Source organism: Lentzea sp. NPDC004782 (genome assembly GCF_040609115.1).
Taxonomy (GTDB): domain Bacteria; phylum Actinomycetota; class Actinomycetes; order Mycobacteriales; family Pseudonocardiaceae; genus Lentzea.
The window spans coordinates 152,327-168,232 of the sequence record NZ_JBEXJN010000009.1; the positions used below are offsets into that span (position 1 = coordinate 152,327).

Sequence of the window (15,906 nt, forward strand, 5' to 3'; positions counted from 1 at the left end):
GCTCATCGGACGAGGTCGCGGATCACCGACTCCAGCGGCGCGATGACGTTGCGGGAGGCCAGCAGTTCCTCCGACGCCAGCACCTTGTCGCGGCGCAGCCGCTGCCAGAACTGCCCTTCGACCGGGATCTGGAGCACCTCCAGTTCGAAGATCGGCCGGTGTCCCAGTTCCCGTTCGAGGTCGGCCATCAGCTCCTGGACCGAGTCCGAGAACCCGCGCCGGACGTCGTCACGGCGGCAGGTGTTGTCCGGCGCGGTGAAGGCGCCCCACTCCGCGTAGGCCTCGTGCAGGATCTCGGGCAGGCCCACCGGTTCGCGGCTGGACCCGGCCGAGGTGCACCCGCGCCACCACCGGTCCCAGTCCTCGACGAGCTCCGGCGGGCACAGGACGTCGGTCAGCCGCGGCACCGGGGGCACCAGGCGCGGGATGGCGTCGGCGGTCGGTGTGCTGATGCCGAGCGCCTCCCGCACGAACAGCGGGAACGTGCCGCCGTCACCGCTTCTGATCAGCCACGTGGAATCCCCCGAGAACCTCATGCTCCACGGTAGCGGCTCACAGCGGCACGGCGTCCAGGGCTTTGAAGATCCTCTTGTCGCTGACGCTGTAGCGGGTGCCGATGGTCTGGGCGAAGTAGGACAGCCGCAGCTCCTCGATCATCCAGCGGATCTCGTCGAGCTCGGGCGCGGGTTCGTCGGCAGGGGTCTGCGCGCGCAGTTCGCGGTACTCGGCGTGGACCTGGTGGACCTTGTCGGTCCATTCGAGGTCGCGGCGCGGGTTCTCGGGCAGCTTCTCGATGCGCCGGGAGATGCCCTTGAGGTAGCGGACGAGGTCGGGCAGCCGGTCGTACCCGGTGTGGGTGACGAACCCCTTGTACACCAGCGAGTTGAGGTGGGCGCGGATGTCGGCGACCGAGTCCGGCGCGCCCTTGAGGCCGTTGAGCTTCAGTTCGGCCTCGTGGGCGGCTTCGAGGACTTTGCGGACTTCCTGGACGACGACCCAGGTGGTGTCGTTGAGGGCGGCCTGGACCTTCTTCAGCTGGGCCGCGTAGGTCTTGGCGTCCCAGGCGGGTTCGCCCATGAGCCGGTCGACGGCGGCCGTGATGCAGTCCGACAGCAGCGCCGCGACACCGCCGTGGGGGTTGCGGGTCAGCGCGAGCTTGGCGGCGTTGTCGAGGTGGCGTTGCAGGTGCTTGACGGGTGAGTTGATGTTCATCAGCAGCAGCCTGCGCACGCCGCGGCGGTGGGCGTAGGCCTGGCGGCCGGGGGTGTCGAGGACCTTGATCGCGACGGCCGAGCTCTGGTCGACCAGCGACGGGTAGGCGGTGACGGTGATGCCGGACTGCCGTTGCTCGATGGTGCGTGGGAGGGTGTCGAAGTCCCAGGTGGTGAGGCCGGTGCGTTCGAGGTGTCCGGCTGCCTGGCTGAGCGACTCGCGGACCTCGTCGCGCAGCTTCTCCTTCAGCGCGGCGATGTCCTTGCCCTCGGCGAGGGTGCGGTTGTGCTCGTCGACGACCTGGAAGGTGAGCTTGAGGTGGTCGGGGACGGCGTCGAACTGCCAGTCGTCGCGGTGCACGGTGACGCCGGTGAGTGCTTTGAGCTCGCGTTCGACGCCGGCCAGCAGGCTGGTGTCCTCGGGTTTGATGCGGGCGAGCACGGCGGTGGCGACGTCGGGGACGGGGACGAAGTTGCGGCGCAGCTGCTTGGGCAGTGAGCGGATCAGGGCGACGACGAGCTCGTGCCGCAGGCCGGGGATCTGCCAGGAGAACGCGTCGTCGTCGAGCGTGGTCAGTGCCGGCAGCGGGAGCTGGACCGTGATGCCGTCGTTCTTGGTCCCGGGTTCGAAGTGGTAGCTCAGCGGGAGGGTGAGCTCGCCCTGCCGCCACTGGTCGGGGTAGGCCTCGGGGCTCACGTCGGCGCGGTCGTTGACCAGCATGTCCTTCGTGAAGGTGAGCAGGTTCTTGTTCTTCTGCTTCTTCCACCACGAGTCGAAGTGGCGCGCGGAGACGACCTCGGGGGCGACGCGCTGGTCGTAGAACCCGAACAGGGTCTCCTCGTCCACGACGATGTCGCGGCGCCGCGCCCGGTTCTCCAGTTCCTCGACCTCGTCGAGCAGGGCGCGGTTGGTGTGGAAGAACTTGTGGTGGGTGGTCCACTCCCCCTGCACCAGCGCGTGGCGGATGAACAGCTCACGCGAGAGTTCGGGGTCGATGCGGCCGTAGTTGACCTTGCGGCCGGCGACGATCGGGACGCCGTAGAGGGTGACCTTCTCCAGGGCGACGACGCTGCCGCGCTTGGCTTCCCAGTGGGGTTCGGAGTACTGGCGCTTGACGACGTGCTCGCCGAGGCGTTCGGCCCATTCGGGTTCGATCCTGGCGACGATGCGGCCCCAGAGGCGGCTGGTCTCGACGAGCTCGGCGGCCATCACCCATTGCGGTGGTTTCCTGGCCAGCGCGGAGCCGGGGAAGATCGCGAACTTGGCGTTGCGGGCGCCGAGGAACTCCGTCATGGGGCGGCGTTTCTCGCCGGGGGCCTGCTTCTTGAGCACGTCCTTGACGCCGATGTGGCTGAGCAGACCGGACAGCAGGGCGATGTGGATGTTGCGGGGGTCGCCGGGCTGGTCGCCCGGTGTCATGCCGATCTGCTTGGCGACCTGACGCAGCTGCAGGTAGATGTCCTGCCACTCGCGCACGCGCAGGTAGTTGAGGAACTCGTTCTTGCACAGCTTGCGGAACTGGTTGCCCGACAGTGCTTTCTGCTGTTGCTTCAGGTAGTCCCAGAGGTTGAGGAACGTGACGAAGTCGGACTCGGAGTCGACGAACCTCGCGTGCTGCTGGGTGGCGGCTTCCTGCTGGTCGGCCGGGCGTTCGCGGGGGTCCTGGATGGACAGCGCCGCGGCGATGATCATGACCTCTTTGAGGCAGCCGGTGGTGTCGGCCTCGAGCACCATGCGGCCCAGGCGCGGGTCGACGGGCAGCTGGGCGAGCTTGCGCCCGGTCGGCGTGAGCTTCTTCTCCCCCGACCCCTTCTGGGCGGCGTCGATGGCGCCGAGCTCCTGCAGCAGGCCGATGCCGTCGTTGATGTTGCGCGAGTCGGGCGGGTCGATGAACGGGAACTTCGCGACGTCGCCCAGGCCGATGGCGGTCATCTGCAGGATGACGCTGGCGAGGTTGGTGCGCAGGATCTCCGCGTCGGTGAACTCCGGGCGTGCCTCGAAGTCCTCTTCGGAGTACAGGCGGATGCAGATGCCTTCGCTGACGCGGCCGCAGCGGCCCTTGCGCTGGTTGGCGCTCGCCTGGCTGATCGGTTCGATCGGCAGGCGCTGGACCTTGAGGCGGTGGCTGTAGCGGGAGATGCGGGCGTTGCCGGGGTCGATGACGTACTTGATGCCCGGCACGGTGAGGCTGGTCTCGGCGACGTTGGTGGCCAGCACGATCCTGCGGCCGGAGTGCTTCTGGAAGACGCGGTGCTGTTCACCCACGGAGAGCCTCGCGTAGAGCGGGAGGATCTCGGTGTTCTTCAGGTCTTCGGCTTTGAGGGCGTCGGCGGTGTCGCGGATCTCGCGTTCGCCGGAGAGGAAGACGAGGACGTCGCCGGGGCCTTCGGCCTGCAGCTCGTGGACGGCGTTGATGATGCCCTGGGTCTGGTCGTCGTCCTCGTCGAGCGGCCGGTAGCGGGTCTCGACGGGGTAGGTGCGGCCGGAGACCTCGATGATCGGGGCGTTGCCGAAGTGGGCGCTGAAGCGCTGCGGGTCGATCGTGGCGGACGTGATCACGATCTTGAGGTCGGGGCGGCGCGGCAGCAGCTGTTTGAGGTAGCCGAGCAGGAAGTCGACGTTGAGGCTGCGTTCGTGGGCCTCGTCGATGATGATCGTGTCGTAGCGGCTCAGCGTCCTGTCGGTCTGGATCTCGGCGAGCAGGATGCCGTCGGTCATGAGCTTGACGAGGGTGTCGTCGCCGGACTGGTCGGTGAAGCGGACCTTGTAGCCGACGGTGTCGCCGAGCTTGGTGTTCAGCTCTTCGGCGACGCGTTCGGCGACGGTGCGGGCGGCGATGCGGCGCGGCTGGGTGTGGCCGATCTGGCCGGTGACGCCGCGGCCGAGCTCCAGGCAGATCTTGGGCAGCTGGGTGGTCTTGCCGGAGCCGGTCTCGCCGGCCACGATCACGACCTGGTGGTTCGCGATCAGCTCTTTGATGTCGTCCTTGCGCTGGCTGACCGGCAGTTCTTCCGGGTATGTGATCTTGGGGACGGACTCCCTGCGCAGCGCGACCTTGAGCGCGGCCTCGTCGATCTGGGCGGCGATCTCCTCGGTGATCTTCTTGCGGGCGAGCGGGTCCTTGACCTTGCGAACGCCGTCGAGGCGCCTGGCGAGCCGGCGTTGATCACGCGGCATGAGCTCGGGCAGGCGTTTGTGCAGTTCAGCGAGCGGGGTGTCCATTTGGCCTCAAGGATAGTCAGACCACCCCGGCTCGTTCGCGCCAATAACCGTCCGAGCCGGTGGCGGGGTTCTCCGCCGGTGCGCGCCGTCCGCCGCCCACCTGTCACGAGGGGGCGGGCGCGAGTGGCATGAGCAGGCACGACGGGTGCTCGTCCGCGTCCGCGACGCGCTCGTCGTCGCCACCGGCACCGGGGTGACGACGCGCGTCGCCGACCTCGGGTGCCGCGCCCATTTCGCGGTGGCAGGCGGTGGCGGCCTCGCCGGGGTCGGCGGGTGGCCGACGCTTTCGGGTGCGAACCGCGCCCTCACGTCCATTGACCAGGCGCGATGGGCGGGCGCCGAAAATTGTCAGACCCCCTCGCTAGCGTGCTGGGCATGGACCTGAACGCGTTCTGGGTCCTGGTCGAGAGGTCGGCTGCGGAGACCTCGTGCCAGGACCGGCGGCTGGAGTGGCTGGCCGCCGCGTTGCCTTCGCCGCAGGAGGCGGTGGAGTTCGCGCTGCGCCTGGACGAGGTGCGGCGGCGGGTGGACACGTGGGCGCACTGGCAGGCGGCCGAGGTGATCTGCGGCGGCTTGTGCGGCGACGACGGGTTCTTCTACTTCCAGGCGTGGCTGGTGGGTCAGGGGCGGGCGGTGTTCGAGTCGGTGGCCGCGTCGCCGGATGCGTTGGCGGAGCTGCCGCACGTGCGGCTGCTGGCGTCGCGTGGTGGCGTGCACGCGTGGGCCGATGACGACTGGCCGGCGTGGGAGGGCCTCGACTACGTGGCGGCCGAGGCGTTCGGCGGTGATCTCGAGCCGGAGCTCGTGGCGCGTGGTCTGCGGGTGCTGGTGTCGCCGGAGCCCGCGGGCCCGCAGTGGGACTTCTCGGATCCGGTGGAGATCTCGGCGCGGGTGCCGCGGCTGGGTGCGTTGTTCGGGAAGGTGGCGTGATGGACGTGCCGGTGGATGTTGTGGTGTGGCGGGCTCCCGGTCCGGCGTCGTCGGCGGAGGCGGCTGCCCGTTACGCGGAGTTGCGGGCTTCGCCGTTGGGCGCGTTCGACCCGGCGGTGGCGGCGTTCGTGCGGGAGCTGCGGCAGACCTCGCCCGATCCGTCGTCGCCGGTGTCGTGGAACGAGGCGCTGACGGTGGGGGTGGACGCGGTGATCGTGCACGTGGTGTGGCCGGGCCGGCAGCGGGTGGTGGAGCTGGTGGGGTTGCTGGCGGCGCGGCACGGTCTGGTGTGTTACGAGCCGGCGCGCCAAGTGGCGATGTCCTGACGCAGCAGGGCTTTCGTGTCTTCGGGCGCGAAGGAGGCGTCGACCGCGTTCGTCGCGATCGTGGCGATGGTGTCGTCGTCGAGGCCGAGTTCGTCGCGCAGCAGCCGGTACTCGCCGGTGAGCGTGGCGCCGGTGGACGAGGGGATGTCGGTGCTGAGGGTGACGGTCAGCCCGGCGTCCAGGAGCAGTGGCAGCGGATGAGAGGAGATGGACTCGACCAGTCCCAGTGCGACGTTGGACGAGGGACACACTTCGAGCGCAATGGCGCGGTCGCGCAGCAGTGCGACGACCTCGGGGTCTTCGAGTGCCCGGAACCCGTGGCCGATCCGGTCGGCGAGCCCGACGGTGACGGCTTCGCGCACGCTGGCGGCGCCGCAGCACTCTCCGGCGTGGTGCACGAGCCCGACCCCGGCCTCGCGTGCGGCGCGGAAGACGGCGGCGAACGGTGTGAGCGGGTGGTCCTCCGCCCCGGCCATGCCGATCGCCACGACCTCAGGGTGCGCGGCCGCGAGCCGAAGTGACGTCTCGAACCGTTCGACCGACCGCTTGCGGGGGTGGTCCACGATCACACGGCATTCGATGCCGTGGGCGGCCTGTCCTGCGGCGAGCCCGGACAACACCGCCTCGAGCGGCATGTCCGGATCCCCGAGCCGTTCCCCGTGCGCAGCCGCGGTGAACGTGACCTCGGCGTAACGGGTCCCCTGCGCTGCTTCCTCGGCGCAGAACTCGTACGCGATCCGGCTGAAGTCCTCGGCTCGCCGCAGGCAGTCCCGCACGAGCCCGTTGTGCGCCGCGAACTCGGCGAAGTCGCCGAACCTCCCGGTCCGCGCCCGCACGTCGACGCCGTGCAGGTCCGCGAGCTCGGCGAGCGTGTCCGCCCGCACGGTGCTCTCCAGGTGCACGTGCAGGTGGGCTTTGGGCAACGCCGCAAGATCACGCATGGCCGGCGACGCTACCCAGCCCGGCCCGGTGGCGCCCGGCATTTTCAGGCCACCGCAGCGGAATTCGCCGCGACAGCGGCGGGACTGCGCGGCTAGGTTCCGTGCTCATGCCTGATGTTGTGCAGACGCGCCACGGCGCGACGGTCCTGATGTGCGCGCCCGACGGCCCGTCGATCGGTGACGAGCAGTCCGCTGTGGACCTGATGGCCACGTTGTGGGGGCAGGACGTGCAGTGGCTGGTGTTGCCGGTGGCGCGGTTGACGCCGGACTTCTTCCGGTTGCGCACGCGGGTGGCGGGTGCGGTGGTGCAGAAGTTGCAGCAGTACGGGTTCCGGGTCGTGGTGGTGGGTGACATCGCCGAGCAGGTGGCGGCGAGTACGGCGTTGCGGGACTTCGTCTACGAGTCGAACAAGGGCAGGCAGTTGTGGTTCGTGGCGGACGAGGAGGAGCTGGACGCGCGACTGAGCGCAGCCGCCTGACCACACAGACGGCACTATTGCCAGATAGTTGCAACAAGTAGGCTCGTGGCATGGAGATCCGTCGCTCGTTGTCGAACCACGCCGGTCCGCGCCGGTCGCCGCACGAGGTGGCGCGCCGGCTCGCCGGGTGGGTCACGCCGGACACGACGCCCGAGGGCCCGGTACGGGAGCTGGAGGAGCGGGTCGCGGGCCTGCTGGGCAAACAGAAGGCGTTGTTCTTCCCGTCGGGGACGATGGCGCAGCAGTCGGTGCTGCGGGTGCACGCCGAGCGGACGGGGCGGCACGCGTTCGCGGGGCATCCGCAGTCGCATCTGCACGTGTGGGAGAACCAGGGGTACAGCGCGGTGCACGGGCTGCGGTTCCACCCCGTGGGCGACCGCAACGGGCTGCTGGGCCTGGACGATCTCAAGGCCGTCAAGGAGCCGTTGGCGGCGGTGGTGTTCGAGCTGCCGCAGCGCGACATCGGCGGCCTGCTGCCGACGTTCGAGGAGCTGCGGCAGCAGACCGGATGGGTCAGGGGCCGGGGTGCGGCGGCGCACTGCGACGGGGCGCGGATCTGGGAGGCGCAGACCGGTTTCGACGTCACGCTCCCGGAGATCGCGGGCCTGTTCGACACGGTTTACGTGTCGCTCTACAAAGGACTCGAAGGGGTGCGGGGCGCGGTGCTCGCCGGTGACACCGGCACGATCGGGCACGCGGAGGTGTGGCGCAGGAGGCTCGGCGGGGCGATCGCGGACGCGTGGCCGTTGGCGGCGATCGCGTTGATGGGCATGGACGAGAACCTGCCGCGCATGGCGGAGTTCGCCGCGCACGCGCGCGCGTTGGCGAAGGCCATCAACGACGACGGGTTCGCCCACACCACGCCTGAAGTGCCGGCCACTCCCCTGTTCCACGTCCATCTGCCGATGCCGCCCGAACAGGCGCAGCGCGCGGCGGAGAACCTGGCGGAGGAAGCGGGGATCAAGCTGTTCCTGTACGCGCGGTCCAATCCGGACCCGCGCCGGTGCAGTTTCGAGGTCAGCGTGGGGATCAGCGCGCTGGAGCTCGCGCCGGGCGAGGTGGCGGAGTTGATCAGAGGGCTACCATCGCGGGTGTGAGCCTGCCCGAACCCGTCCAGCACGCGCTGGTCCGGGTGTCGCACTCGGTGCTGATCGACGTCGACGCGCTCGCGAGGGTGCGCGAGAGGTTCGACGACGAGCAGGCGGCGTCGCTGAGCAGTTATCTGCGCAGCGCGCAGTCGCCGAACACGGTGCGGGCGTACCGGTCGGACTGGATCGCGTGGGCCGGGTGGTGCCAAGCGGAGGGCAGGCAGGCGTTGCCGGCCGATCCGCTCGACGTGGCGGTGTACCTGGCGGCCGCGGCCGACACCGTGAAGGACGACGGGTCGCCGGCGTTCGGGGCGTCGACGCTGGAGCGCAAGTCGGCGGCGATCTCGGCGGTGCACGCGGCGAACGGGTTGCCGAGCCCGACGCGCAGTGACGTCGTGCGGCTGACGTTGCGGGGCATCCGGCGCAGCCGCAGGTCGCAGCCGGTGCGCAAACGGCCGGTGCTGCTCGACACGCTGGAGGCGCTGCTGCGCGAACGCCCGCCGGAGGGGCCGGCGCGGGCTCGCGACGCGTTGTTGCTGCTCGTGGGGTTCGCGGGTGCGCTGCGCCGCAGCGAGCTGGCGGGCATCGCGTTCGAGGACGTGAGCGTGGACGTCGATCCGCGCACGCACGAGCCGTTGTTGCTGGTGAGGCTGGGGACGACGAAGACGGACCAGACGGGCAAGCATCAGCAGTCGGTGGTGCTGCCGCGCGGCAGCCGGCGGCCGACGTGCCCGGTGTGCGCGTTCGCGGACTGGGCGGATGTGCTCGACGGCAAGCAGATCGAGGAGACCGGTCTGCACCGCTGCCACGGCTATCAGGCCGCGAATCGCACGGGTCCGGTGTTCCCGGTGGTCAACCGGCACGGCGGCATCGGCGAGAAGGCGATGTCGGGGCGTGCGGTGGCGGAGCTGGTGAAGCGCTACGCGCTGCGGGCGGGGCTGGATCCGGCGTTGTTCGGCGGGCATTCGCTGCGGGCGGGGTTCGCGACGCAGGCGGCGCTGGGCGGGGCGAGCGACCGGGAGATCATGCGGCAGGGCCGGTGGACCAACCCGCGCACGGTGCACCGCTACATCCGGACGGCGAATCCGCTGGAGGACAACGCGGTCACCCGTCTGGGCCTGTGAATCTGTGACTCAGCTCTCAAGCGGGCCGGTTAACTCTAAACAAGATCCCCTCCGGTAGGGCTGCACCAACCGGAGCAGCGGACTGCGCCGTAAGCACGTCCGGCACCGATTGTTTCCGTCGCGTTTCCACGGTGGTTGAGCTGCTCTTTTGTTCCACCATGCGGACAAAAGATGATCGCCTGACCAGCACCGCAGCTCGATTCATGAAGCTATCTCGCATTTTGGGAGTGGCTGGTCGCATGCACTCAGAGCAATACGATCACCACGCCCGGTCATCGAGACGAAGGTCGGGCTGTTCCACGGTGACCGACCCGGCACCCCTGTAACGCGCCGGGCGATCACTCCCTGCACCGGAACAAGGAGCGTTCATGAAGCGCAAAACCCTGGGCATCACGACTGCCCTGATGTCCGCGGCGGCACTGGCCGCCACGGGCACGTTCACGGCCAACGCGGCCGACCCGGCGGGGACGATCTCCACCGCCCTCGGCCTGGCCGGGGGCGAGCGGCTCGTCCCGAAAGACGTCGTGCGCGACGCCGACGGCACGAACCACCTGCGGTTCGACCGCACACTCAACGGCCTGAAGGTCTTCGGCGGCGACGTGGTCGTCACCCAGAAGTCAGGCCAGGTCACCGGCGTCGCGAAGGCGTCCGGGGCCTCCCTCGCCGGCCTCGACACCTCCGCGCCCGTCGCGGCCCGTTCCGGCGCGACGCTCGTGGTGTTCGCGTTCGACCACGCCCCGGTGCTGGCCTGGGAGACCGTCGAGCACAGCGTCAAGCACGACCAGACGCCCAGCGAACTGCACACGTTCACCGACGCCAGGACCGGCGAGAAGCTGCTGTCCTACGACGACATCCACGACGCCGAAGGCACCGGCCAGTCCACCTTCAGCGGCACGGTCACCCTCAACACCACCCAGTCGGGCAGCACCTACCAGCTCAAGGACCCGGCGCGCGGCAACCAGTCGGTCAACAACCTCGCCAACGGCTCCGGCACCGGCACGTTGTTCACCGACGCCGACAACAAGTGGGGCAACGGCACCTACACCGACCCCGCCACCGCCGGCGTCGACGCCGCCTACGGCGCGGCCAAGACCTGGGACTACTACAAGAACGTCCACGGCCGCAACGGCATCAAGAACAACGGCGTGGGCGCGCTGAGCAAAGTCCACTACGGCAACAACTACAGCAACGCGTTCTGGAACGACTCGTGCTTCTGCATGACCTACGGCGACGGCGCGAACAACCAGAACCCGCTGACCTCGCTCGACGTCGCGGCGCACGAGATGTCACACGGCGTCACCTCCGCGACCGCGGGCCTGGTCTACTCCGGTGAGTCCGGCGGCCTCAACGAGGCCACCAGCGACATCTTCGGCACCACCACGGAGTTCTACGCCTCCAACAGCAGCGACGTCGGCGACTACCTGATCGGCGAAAAGATCAACATCCGCGGTGACGGCAAGCCGCTGCGCTACATGGACAAACCCTCCAAGGACGGCCGCAGCCTCGACTACTGGTCCTCCACCGCGGGCAGCGTCGACGTGCACTACTCCTCGGGCATCGCCAACCACTTCTTCTACCTGCTGTCCGAGGGCAGCGGCCAGAAGACCATCAACGGCGTCGCCTACGACTCCCCCACCTACGACAACCAGCCCGTCACCGGCATCGGCCGCGCCAAGGCCGAGAAGATCTGGTACCGCGCGCTGACCACCAAGTTCACCTCCAGCACCAAGTACGCCGCCGCCCGCACCGGCACCCTCGCCGCCGCGGCCGACCTCTACGGCGCCTCGTCGCCGGAGTACGCGGCGGTCAACCGCGCCTGGGCCGCGGTGAACGTCAAGTAGGACCCGCCACGAAGAAGACCGGGGCCCGGACCGCACCCCTGCACGGTCCGGGCCCCGGCATGTTTCCAGCTCAGGGCTCCAGGTCTGTGGCCGCCAGGAACGACCCGTCCATGTGGAACGGCACCGACTGGTGCTCGTGCGTGACCAGCCACCGCCCCTCACGCCGCCGCAGCCCCACCGTCACCCGCGTCCACATCGAGAAGCCCTCGGGATACCCGACGGGCACCGCCGCCAGCCGCTGCAACCCGTGCACGAACGCGACATCACCGGACACCGCGACCTCCAGATCCCGGTGCTCGACCGTGATCGGCCCGTCGAACCCCGCCATCCACCCCGCCACCGCCTCCGGGTCACGGGCGTCCAGGCCGGTGTTGCGCAACGGCGGCGCCAGCGTGCACGTCACCGCGTCCTCGGCGAACCGCGCGACCACCCGCCCCGGCGAGCGTTCCCGCATGCCCTCCACGAGCTCGGTGAACAACGCGCGGATCGCGGCCTCGTCCTGCACCAGCGTCTGAGTCATCTCCGAAACCTTCCCTCTCGAACCCGCTGACACAGCGATGTCGAAGCACGGCCCGCGGTCTCGACATGGCGGTGAGAAGATTTTTGGCGAGCCAGCCAGGAGCGGAGGCCGAAGTGAAGTACCTGATCCTCATCTACAGCAACCCGAAGTCGCGCGCCGCGTGGGAGAAGCTGACCGAAGAGCAGCAGATGCAGTTCGGGCAGGCCCACTACGACCTCACCGACAAGCTCCGCGCCTCCGGTGAACTCGTCGTCAGCGAAGGCCTCGCCGGACCCGACACCGGCAAAGGCGTCAGCATCAAAAACGGCGAGGTCGTCGTCACCGACGGGCCGTTCGCCGAGGCCAAGGAGTACCTGGCCGGCTTCTACCTGGTCGAGGCCGACACCATCGACCAGGTCGTCGCCCACGCCGCCACCCTGCCCGACGCGCACAACGACGGCATCGAGATCCGGCCCGTCTTCGACATGAGCATGCTCGACCTGTGAGGACCACACCACAGATCGAGGACCTGCTGCGCGACCTGGCGCCGCAGGTCCTCGGCGTCCTCGTGCGCCGCCACGGCCAGTTCGACGTCTGCGAGGACGCCGTGCAGGAAGCCCTGCTCGCCGCCGCACAGCAGTGGCCGGCCGAAGGCGTCCCCGACAACCCGAAAGGCTGGCTCATCACCGCGGCCGGCCGCCGCTGGATCGAGCAGTACCGGTCCGACGTCGCACGGCGTCAACGCGAGGAAAAGGTCATCGCCCTGACCCCACCGCCACCGGACCCCGTACCCGCCCAGGACGACACGCTCACGATCCTCGCGTTGTGCTGCCACGACAGCCTCACCACCGCCTCGCAGATCGCACTCACCCTCCGCGCGGTCGGCGGCCTCACCACCGCCGAGATCGCCCGCGCGTTCCTCGTACCGGAACCCACCGTGGCCCAACGCATCAGCCGCGCCAAGCAGAAGATCAAAGGCGCCAAGTTCCGGCCACCGGCCGACCTCACCGCGGTCCTGCACGTGCTCTACCTGATCTTCACCGAGGGCTCCACCGCCAGCTCCGGCGACGACCTCCTCAGAGTCGACCTCACCGCCGAAGCCATCCGCCTGACCCGCCTGCTGCACCGCAGACGACCCGACGACGGCGAACTCACCGGACTGCTCGCGCTGATGCTGCTCACCGACGCCCGCCGCCCCGCCCGCACCGACCACCACGGCGCACTCGTCCCGCTCGCCGAACAAGACCGCACCAAATGGGACACCGACGCCATCGCGGAAGGCACGACGCTCATCCAGAAAGCCCTGGCCACCGCCCAGATCGGCCCCTACCAGCTCCAAGCCGCGATCGCCGCCGTCCACGCCGGCGCCAAGACCGCCGACGACACCGACTGGCACGAGATCCTCGGCCTCTACGAGCTGCTCACCGTCACCGCACCCGGCCCCATGGTCTCACTCAACCGCATCGTCGCCGTCGCCATGGTCCACGGCCCGCACAAAGCACTCGACGAACTGTCCACGCTGGACCTCGACCACCACCGAGTCCACGCCGTCCGCGCACATCTCCTCGACCTGCAAGGACAACACGACGCCGCACAACAGGAATACGAAAAAGCCGCGAAGCTCACGCTGAGCGCGCCCGAACAGCGCTACCTCAGGTCCCGGTCGCGCCACCCACGGTAGCGTCCGACGACGGCTCCTCCTGCGGCGGCGCCTTCGGCACCACACCCGCCAGATCCCCACCGTTGTCGTTGACCCGCAACACGAACGGCCGCGTCTGCGTGTACTGCACCACCGAGATCGAACACGGATCCACCACGATGCGCTGGAACCCGTCCAGATGCACACCCAACGCGTCCGCCAGCACCGACTTGATCACATCACCGTGCGAGCACAACACCCACACCGCACCCGGCCCGTGCTCCTCCGCGATCCGCGCATCATGCGCCCGCACCGCCGCCACCGCCCGCGCCTGCACGTGCGCGAGCCCCTCACCCTCGGGAAACACCGCCGCCGACGGATGCTGCTGCACCACCGCCCACAACGGCTCGTTCAACAGGTCCTTCAACGCCTTGCCGGTCCACGCCCCGTAATCCACTTCGGACACATCCGGCTCCGCGACCGCCTCCAGAGCACGATCCGCCAGCAACGGCGCGAGCGTCTCCTCGCAACGCTGCAAAGGAGACGACACCACCGCACAGACCGGAACGTCCTTCAACCGGCCCACCAGCGCCGCAGCCTGCGCCTGCCCCCGCTCGTCCAACCCCACACCCAACGACCGCCCGGCCAGCACACCGGAACCGTTGGCAGTCGAACGCGCATGTCGAAGCAGAATCACCGTGGCCACGGATTCCACCTTAGATCGGCTGCAACAACCCCATCGACAGCAGCCCCATCAGCACCAGGCCCAGCATCAGCCGATACCACACGAACGCCGAGTAAGAGTGCTTCGACACGTACTTCAACAACCACGCGATCGTCGCGTACCCCACCACGAACGCCAGGATCGTCGCCACGATCATCTGCGGCACCGACGCCTGCACACCCGCACCCGAACGCTCCAGCACATCCGGAATCGAGAACAACCCCGCCCCGAACACCGCCGGAATCGCCAGCAGGAACGAGTACCGCGCCGCCGCCTCCCGCGTCAGCCCCAGGAACAGACCCGCCGTCAACGTGCCACCCGAACGCGACACGCCCGGGATGAGCGCCAGCGCCTGCGCCAGCCCCATCCCGATCGCGTCCTTCATCCGCAGCTCGTCCCGCGAGTGCTTGGCCAGATGATCCGCCAGACCCAGCAGCAGACCGAACACCACCAGCATCGTCGCCGTGATCCACAGGTTCCGCGCCGACGTGCGGATCTCGTCCTTCAGCAGATAACCCAGAACCGAGATCGGCACCGAACCGATGATCACGTACCAGGCGAGCTTGTAGTCCTTCTCCTGACGCGCGGCGGCGCTGAACAACCCGCGGAACCAGGCGGCGATGAACCGCCCGATGTCCTTGGCGAAGTAGATCAGCACCGCCACCTCGGTCCCCAGCTGGATGACCGCCGTGAAGGACGCACCCGCGTCGTTGCCGAAGAACAACGTCGACGTGATGCGCAAGTGCGCACTGCTGGAAATCGGCAGGAATTCCGTCAGTCCTTGGACCAGTCCGAGGACCAGAGCCTGCAACCAGCTCAACTACCCACTCCTGCCAGATCCAGAGCCTCGGCCGCGGTCCGAAGACCCGCGATCCCCTGCTCCAGATCTTGCAGCATCGGCGAAACGGACAGCGTGGTGACCCCCGCGGCAGCAAGAGCCTTCATCTTGTCTGCTATGCGCTCCTTCGGCCCCAACAGCGACGTCGCATCCAGGAACTCCAGCGGAATCGCCGCCATCGCCCCCGCGTAGTCACGGGCCAGGTACTTCTCCTGGATCTCCTCCGCCTGAGCCGGGAAACCCATCCGCACCATCAGGTTGTTGTAGAAGTTCTGCTTGCGGCTGCCCATACCGCCCACGTACAGCGCCGTGTACGCCCGAACCGGATCAGCACACGCCTTCCAGTCCTCACCCACGATCAACGGCACCGTCGGCACCACGTCGAACCCGTCCATCGACTTGCCGGCCTTCTCCCGACCGGCCCGCACGCTCGCCAGCGACTCGGCCGAGTGCTCCGGCGAGAAGAAGATCGCCAGCCAGCCGTCCGCGATCTCACCCGTGAGCTCCAGGTTCTTCGGACCGACCGAAGCCAGGTAGATCGGGATCTGCTCGCGCACCGGGTGCACCGTCAGCTGCAACGCCTTGCCCGGACCGTCCGGCAACGGCAGCGTGTAGTGCTCACCCTCGTAACGGAGCTTCTCGCGGCTCAGCGCCTTGCGCACGATCTCCACGTACTCACGCGTGCGCGCCAGCGGCTTGTCGAACCGCACCCCGTGCCAGCCCTCCGACACCTGCGGACCCGACACGCCCAGCCCCATCCGGAACCGGCCACCCGACAACGTGTCCAAAGTGGCCGCCGTCATCGCCGCCATCGCCGGCGTCCGCGCCGGAATCTGGAAGATCGCGCTGCCGACGTCGATGCGTTCGGTCTGTGCGGCCACCCACGCGAGCACCGTCGGCGCGTCGGAACCGTAGGCCTCCGCGGCCCACACCACCGAAAAGCCGAGCCGGTCGGCCTCTTTGGCCAGCTCAAGGTTCGCGGCGTCGTTGCCGGCGCCCCAGTATCCGAGGTTCAATCCGAGCTTCACGGGCGAGACCCTACC

The 15,906-nt window shown here is 68.9% G+C and carries 16 protein-coding genes; 8 read left to right on the top strand and 8 right to left on the bottom strand.

The genetic code is table 11. The features are described from left to right. Positions 1-2: 2 nt before the first annotated feature. From ABZV40_RS11410 to ABZV40_RS11420, 3 genes are all read right to left on the bottom strand, one after another. Entirely contained in the window at positions 3-536 is a 534-nt protein-coding gene (locus ABZV40_RS11410; protein ID WP_355438670.1) for a hypothetical protein, read from the bottom strand. Between the two features lie 16 nt (positions 537-552). Beyond that, on the bottom strand, positions 553-4,434 hold the full coding sequence (hrpA, locus tag ABZV40_RS11415; RefSeq protein WP_355438672.1) for an ATP-dependent RNA helicase HrpA: 3,882 nt from the start codon (positions 4,432-4,434) through the stop codon (positions 553-555). Between the two features lie 103 nt (positions 4,435-4,537). Further along, a complete protein-coding gene (locus ABZV40_RS11420; protein WP_355438674.1) occupies positions 4,538-4,666 on the bottom strand; it encodes a hypothetical protein in 129 nt (42 codons plus the stop codon). 143 nt (positions 4,667-4,809) lie between these two features. Here ABZV40_RS11420 and ABZV40_RS11425 point away from each other — a divergent pair, with 143 nt between their 5' ends. Both ABZV40_RS11425 and ABZV40_RS11430 read left to right on the top strand, forming a co-directional pair. Next, positions 4,810-5,364 (top strand): DUF4240 domain-containing protein, encoded by a 555-nt coding sequence (locus tag ABZV40_RS11425; RefSeq protein ID WP_355438676.1) that lies wholly within the window; start codon positions 4,810-4,812, stop codon positions 5,362-5,364. Then, a complete protein-coding gene (locus ABZV40_RS11430) occupies positions 5,364-5,690 on the top strand; it encodes a hypothetical protein (RefSeq protein ID WP_355438677.1) in 327 nt (108 codons plus the stop codon). Before ABZV40_RS11425 ends, ABZV40_RS11430 begins: the two co-directional genes overlap by 1 nt. Here the strand turns inward: ABZV40_RS11430 and add are convergent. Next, positions 5,657-6,631, bottom strand: a complete 975-nt coding sequence (add, locus tag ABZV40_RS11435) for an adenosine deaminase (protein ID WP_355438679.1) — start codon at positions 6,629-6,631, stop codon at positions 5,657-5,659. The genes ABZV40_RS11430 and add overlap by 34 nt on opposite strands. Before the next feature lie 107 nt (positions 6,632-6,738). On the opposite strand from add, the gene ABZV40_RS11440 reads away from it, so the two are divergent. From ABZV40_RS11440 to ABZV40_RS11455, 4 genes are all read left to right on the top strand, one after another. Further along, positions 6,739-7,110: a DUF4180 domain-containing protein gene (locus tag ABZV40_RS11440; protein ID WP_355438681.1), complete on the top strand. Its 372-nt coding sequence runs from the start codon at positions 6,739-6,741 to the stop codon at positions 7,108-7,110. Between the two features lie 50 nt (positions 7,111-7,160). After that, on the top strand, positions 7,161-8,207 hold the full coding sequence (locus ABZV40_RS11445) for a beta-eliminating lyase-related protein (protein WP_355438683.1): 1,047 nt from the start codon (positions 7,161-7,163) through the stop codon (positions 8,205-8,207). Then, positions 8,204-9,322, top strand: coding sequence for a site-specific integrase (locus ABZV40_RS11450; protein WP_355438685.1), 1,119 nt, complete (start codon positions 8,204-8,206; stop codon positions 9,320-9,322). The genes ABZV40_RS11445 and ABZV40_RS11450 overlap by 4 nt, the downstream gene beginning before the upstream one ends. A 368-nt stretch (positions 9,323-9,690) precedes the next feature. Beyond that, a complete protein-coding gene (locus ABZV40_RS11455; RefSeq protein WP_355438687.1) occupies positions 9,691-11,163 on the top strand; it encodes a M4 family metallopeptidase in 1,473 nt (490 codons plus the stop codon). A 70-nt stretch (positions 11,164-11,233) separates the two neighbouring features. Here ABZV40_RS11455 and ABZV40_RS11460 read toward each other — a convergent pair whose 3' ends face one another. After that, positions 11,234-11,683 carry a nuclear transport factor 2 family protein gene (locus tag ABZV40_RS11460; RefSeq protein ID WP_355438689.1) on the bottom strand — a complete coding sequence of 150 codons (450 nt, stop codon included), beginning with the start codon at positions 11,681-11,683 and terminating at the stop codon, positions 11,234-11,236. A gap of 113 nt (positions 11,684-11,796) precedes the next feature. Between ABZV40_RS11460 and ABZV40_RS11465 the strand changes: the two genes are divergently transcribed. Both ABZV40_RS11465 and ABZV40_RS11470 read left to right on the top strand, forming a co-directional pair. Next, a complete protein-coding gene (locus tag ABZV40_RS11465) occupies positions 11,797-12,168 on the top strand; it encodes a YciI family protein (protein ID WP_355438691.1) in 372 nt (123 codons plus the stop codon). Then, on the top strand, positions 12,165-13,343 hold the full coding sequence (locus tag ABZV40_RS11470) for a DUF6596 domain-containing protein (protein ID WP_355438693.1): 1,179 nt from the start codon (positions 12,165-12,167) through the stop codon (positions 13,341-13,343). The genes ABZV40_RS11465 and ABZV40_RS11470 overlap by 4 nt, the downstream gene beginning before the upstream one ends. Here the strand turns inward: ABZV40_RS11470 and ABZV40_RS11475 are convergent. From ABZV40_RS11475 to ABZV40_RS11485, 3 genes are read right to left on the bottom strand one after another with little or no spacing between them, the layout of a single operon-like run. Beyond that, positions 13,315-14,007 (bottom strand): histidine phosphatase family protein, encoded by a 693-nt coding sequence (locus tag ABZV40_RS11475; RefSeq protein WP_355438695.1) that lies wholly within the window; start codon positions 14,005-14,007, stop codon positions 13,315-13,317. The two genes, ABZV40_RS11470 and ABZV40_RS11475, sit on opposite strands and share 29 nt — an antisense overlap. A gap of 10 nt (positions 14,008-14,017) precedes the next feature. Next, the gene (locus ABZV40_RS11480) at positions 14,018-14,845 is read right to left on the bottom strand and encodes an undecaprenyl-diphosphate phosphatase (protein WP_355438697.1); all 828 of its coding nucleotides are present in this window, start codon (positions 14,843-14,845) and stop codon (positions 14,018-14,020) included. Continuing rightward, positions 14,842-15,891 (bottom strand): LLM class F420-dependent oxidoreductase, encoded by a 1,050-nt coding sequence (locus ABZV40_RS11485; RefSeq protein ID WP_355438699.1) that lies wholly within the window; start codon positions 15,889-15,891, stop codon positions 14,842-14,844. The genes ABZV40_RS11480 and ABZV40_RS11485 overlap by 4 nt, the downstream gene beginning before the upstream one ends. Between the last annotated feature and the right edge of the window lie 15 nt (positions 15,892-15,906).

Coding starts and splice junctions, on each gene's coding strand:
- ABZV40_RS11410 (WP_355438670.1), bottom strand. CDS start 536: ATGAGGTTCTCGGGGGATTCCACGTGGCTGATCAGAAGCGGTGACGGC.
- hrpA (WP_355438672.1), bottom strand. CDS start 4,434: ATGGACACCCCGCTCGCTGAACTGCACAAACGCCTGCCCGAGCTCATG.
- ABZV40_RS11420 (WP_355438674.1), bottom strand. CDS start 4,666: ATGGGCGCGGCACCCGAGGTCGGCGACGCGCGTCGTCACCCCGGTGCC.
- ABZV40_RS11425 (WP_355438676.1), top strand. CDS start 4,810: ATGGACCTGAACGCGTTCTGGGTCCTGGTCGAGAGGTCGGCTGCGGAG.
- ABZV40_RS11430 (WP_355438677.1), top strand. CDS start 5,364: ATGGACGTGCCGGTGGATGTTGTGGTGTGGCGGGCTCCCGGTCCGGCG.
- add (WP_355438679.1), bottom strand. CDS start 6,631: ATGCGTGATCTTGCGGCGTTGCCCAAAGCCCACCTGCACGTGCACCTG.
- ABZV40_RS11440 (WP_355438681.1), top strand. CDS start 6,739: ATGCCTGATGTTGTGCAGACGCGCCACGGCGCGACGGTCCTGATGTGC.
- ABZV40_RS11445 (WP_355438683.1), top strand. CDS start 7,161: ATGGAGATCCGTCGCTCGTTGTCGAACCACGCCGGTCCGCGCCGGTCG.
- ABZV40_RS11455 (WP_355438687.1), top strand. CDS start 9,691: ATGAAGCGCAAAACCCTGGGCATCACGACTGCCCTGATGTCCGCGGCG.
- ABZV40_RS11460 (WP_355438689.1), bottom strand. CDS start 11,683: ATGACTCAGACGCTGGTGCAGGACGAGGCCGCGATCCGCGCGTTGTTC.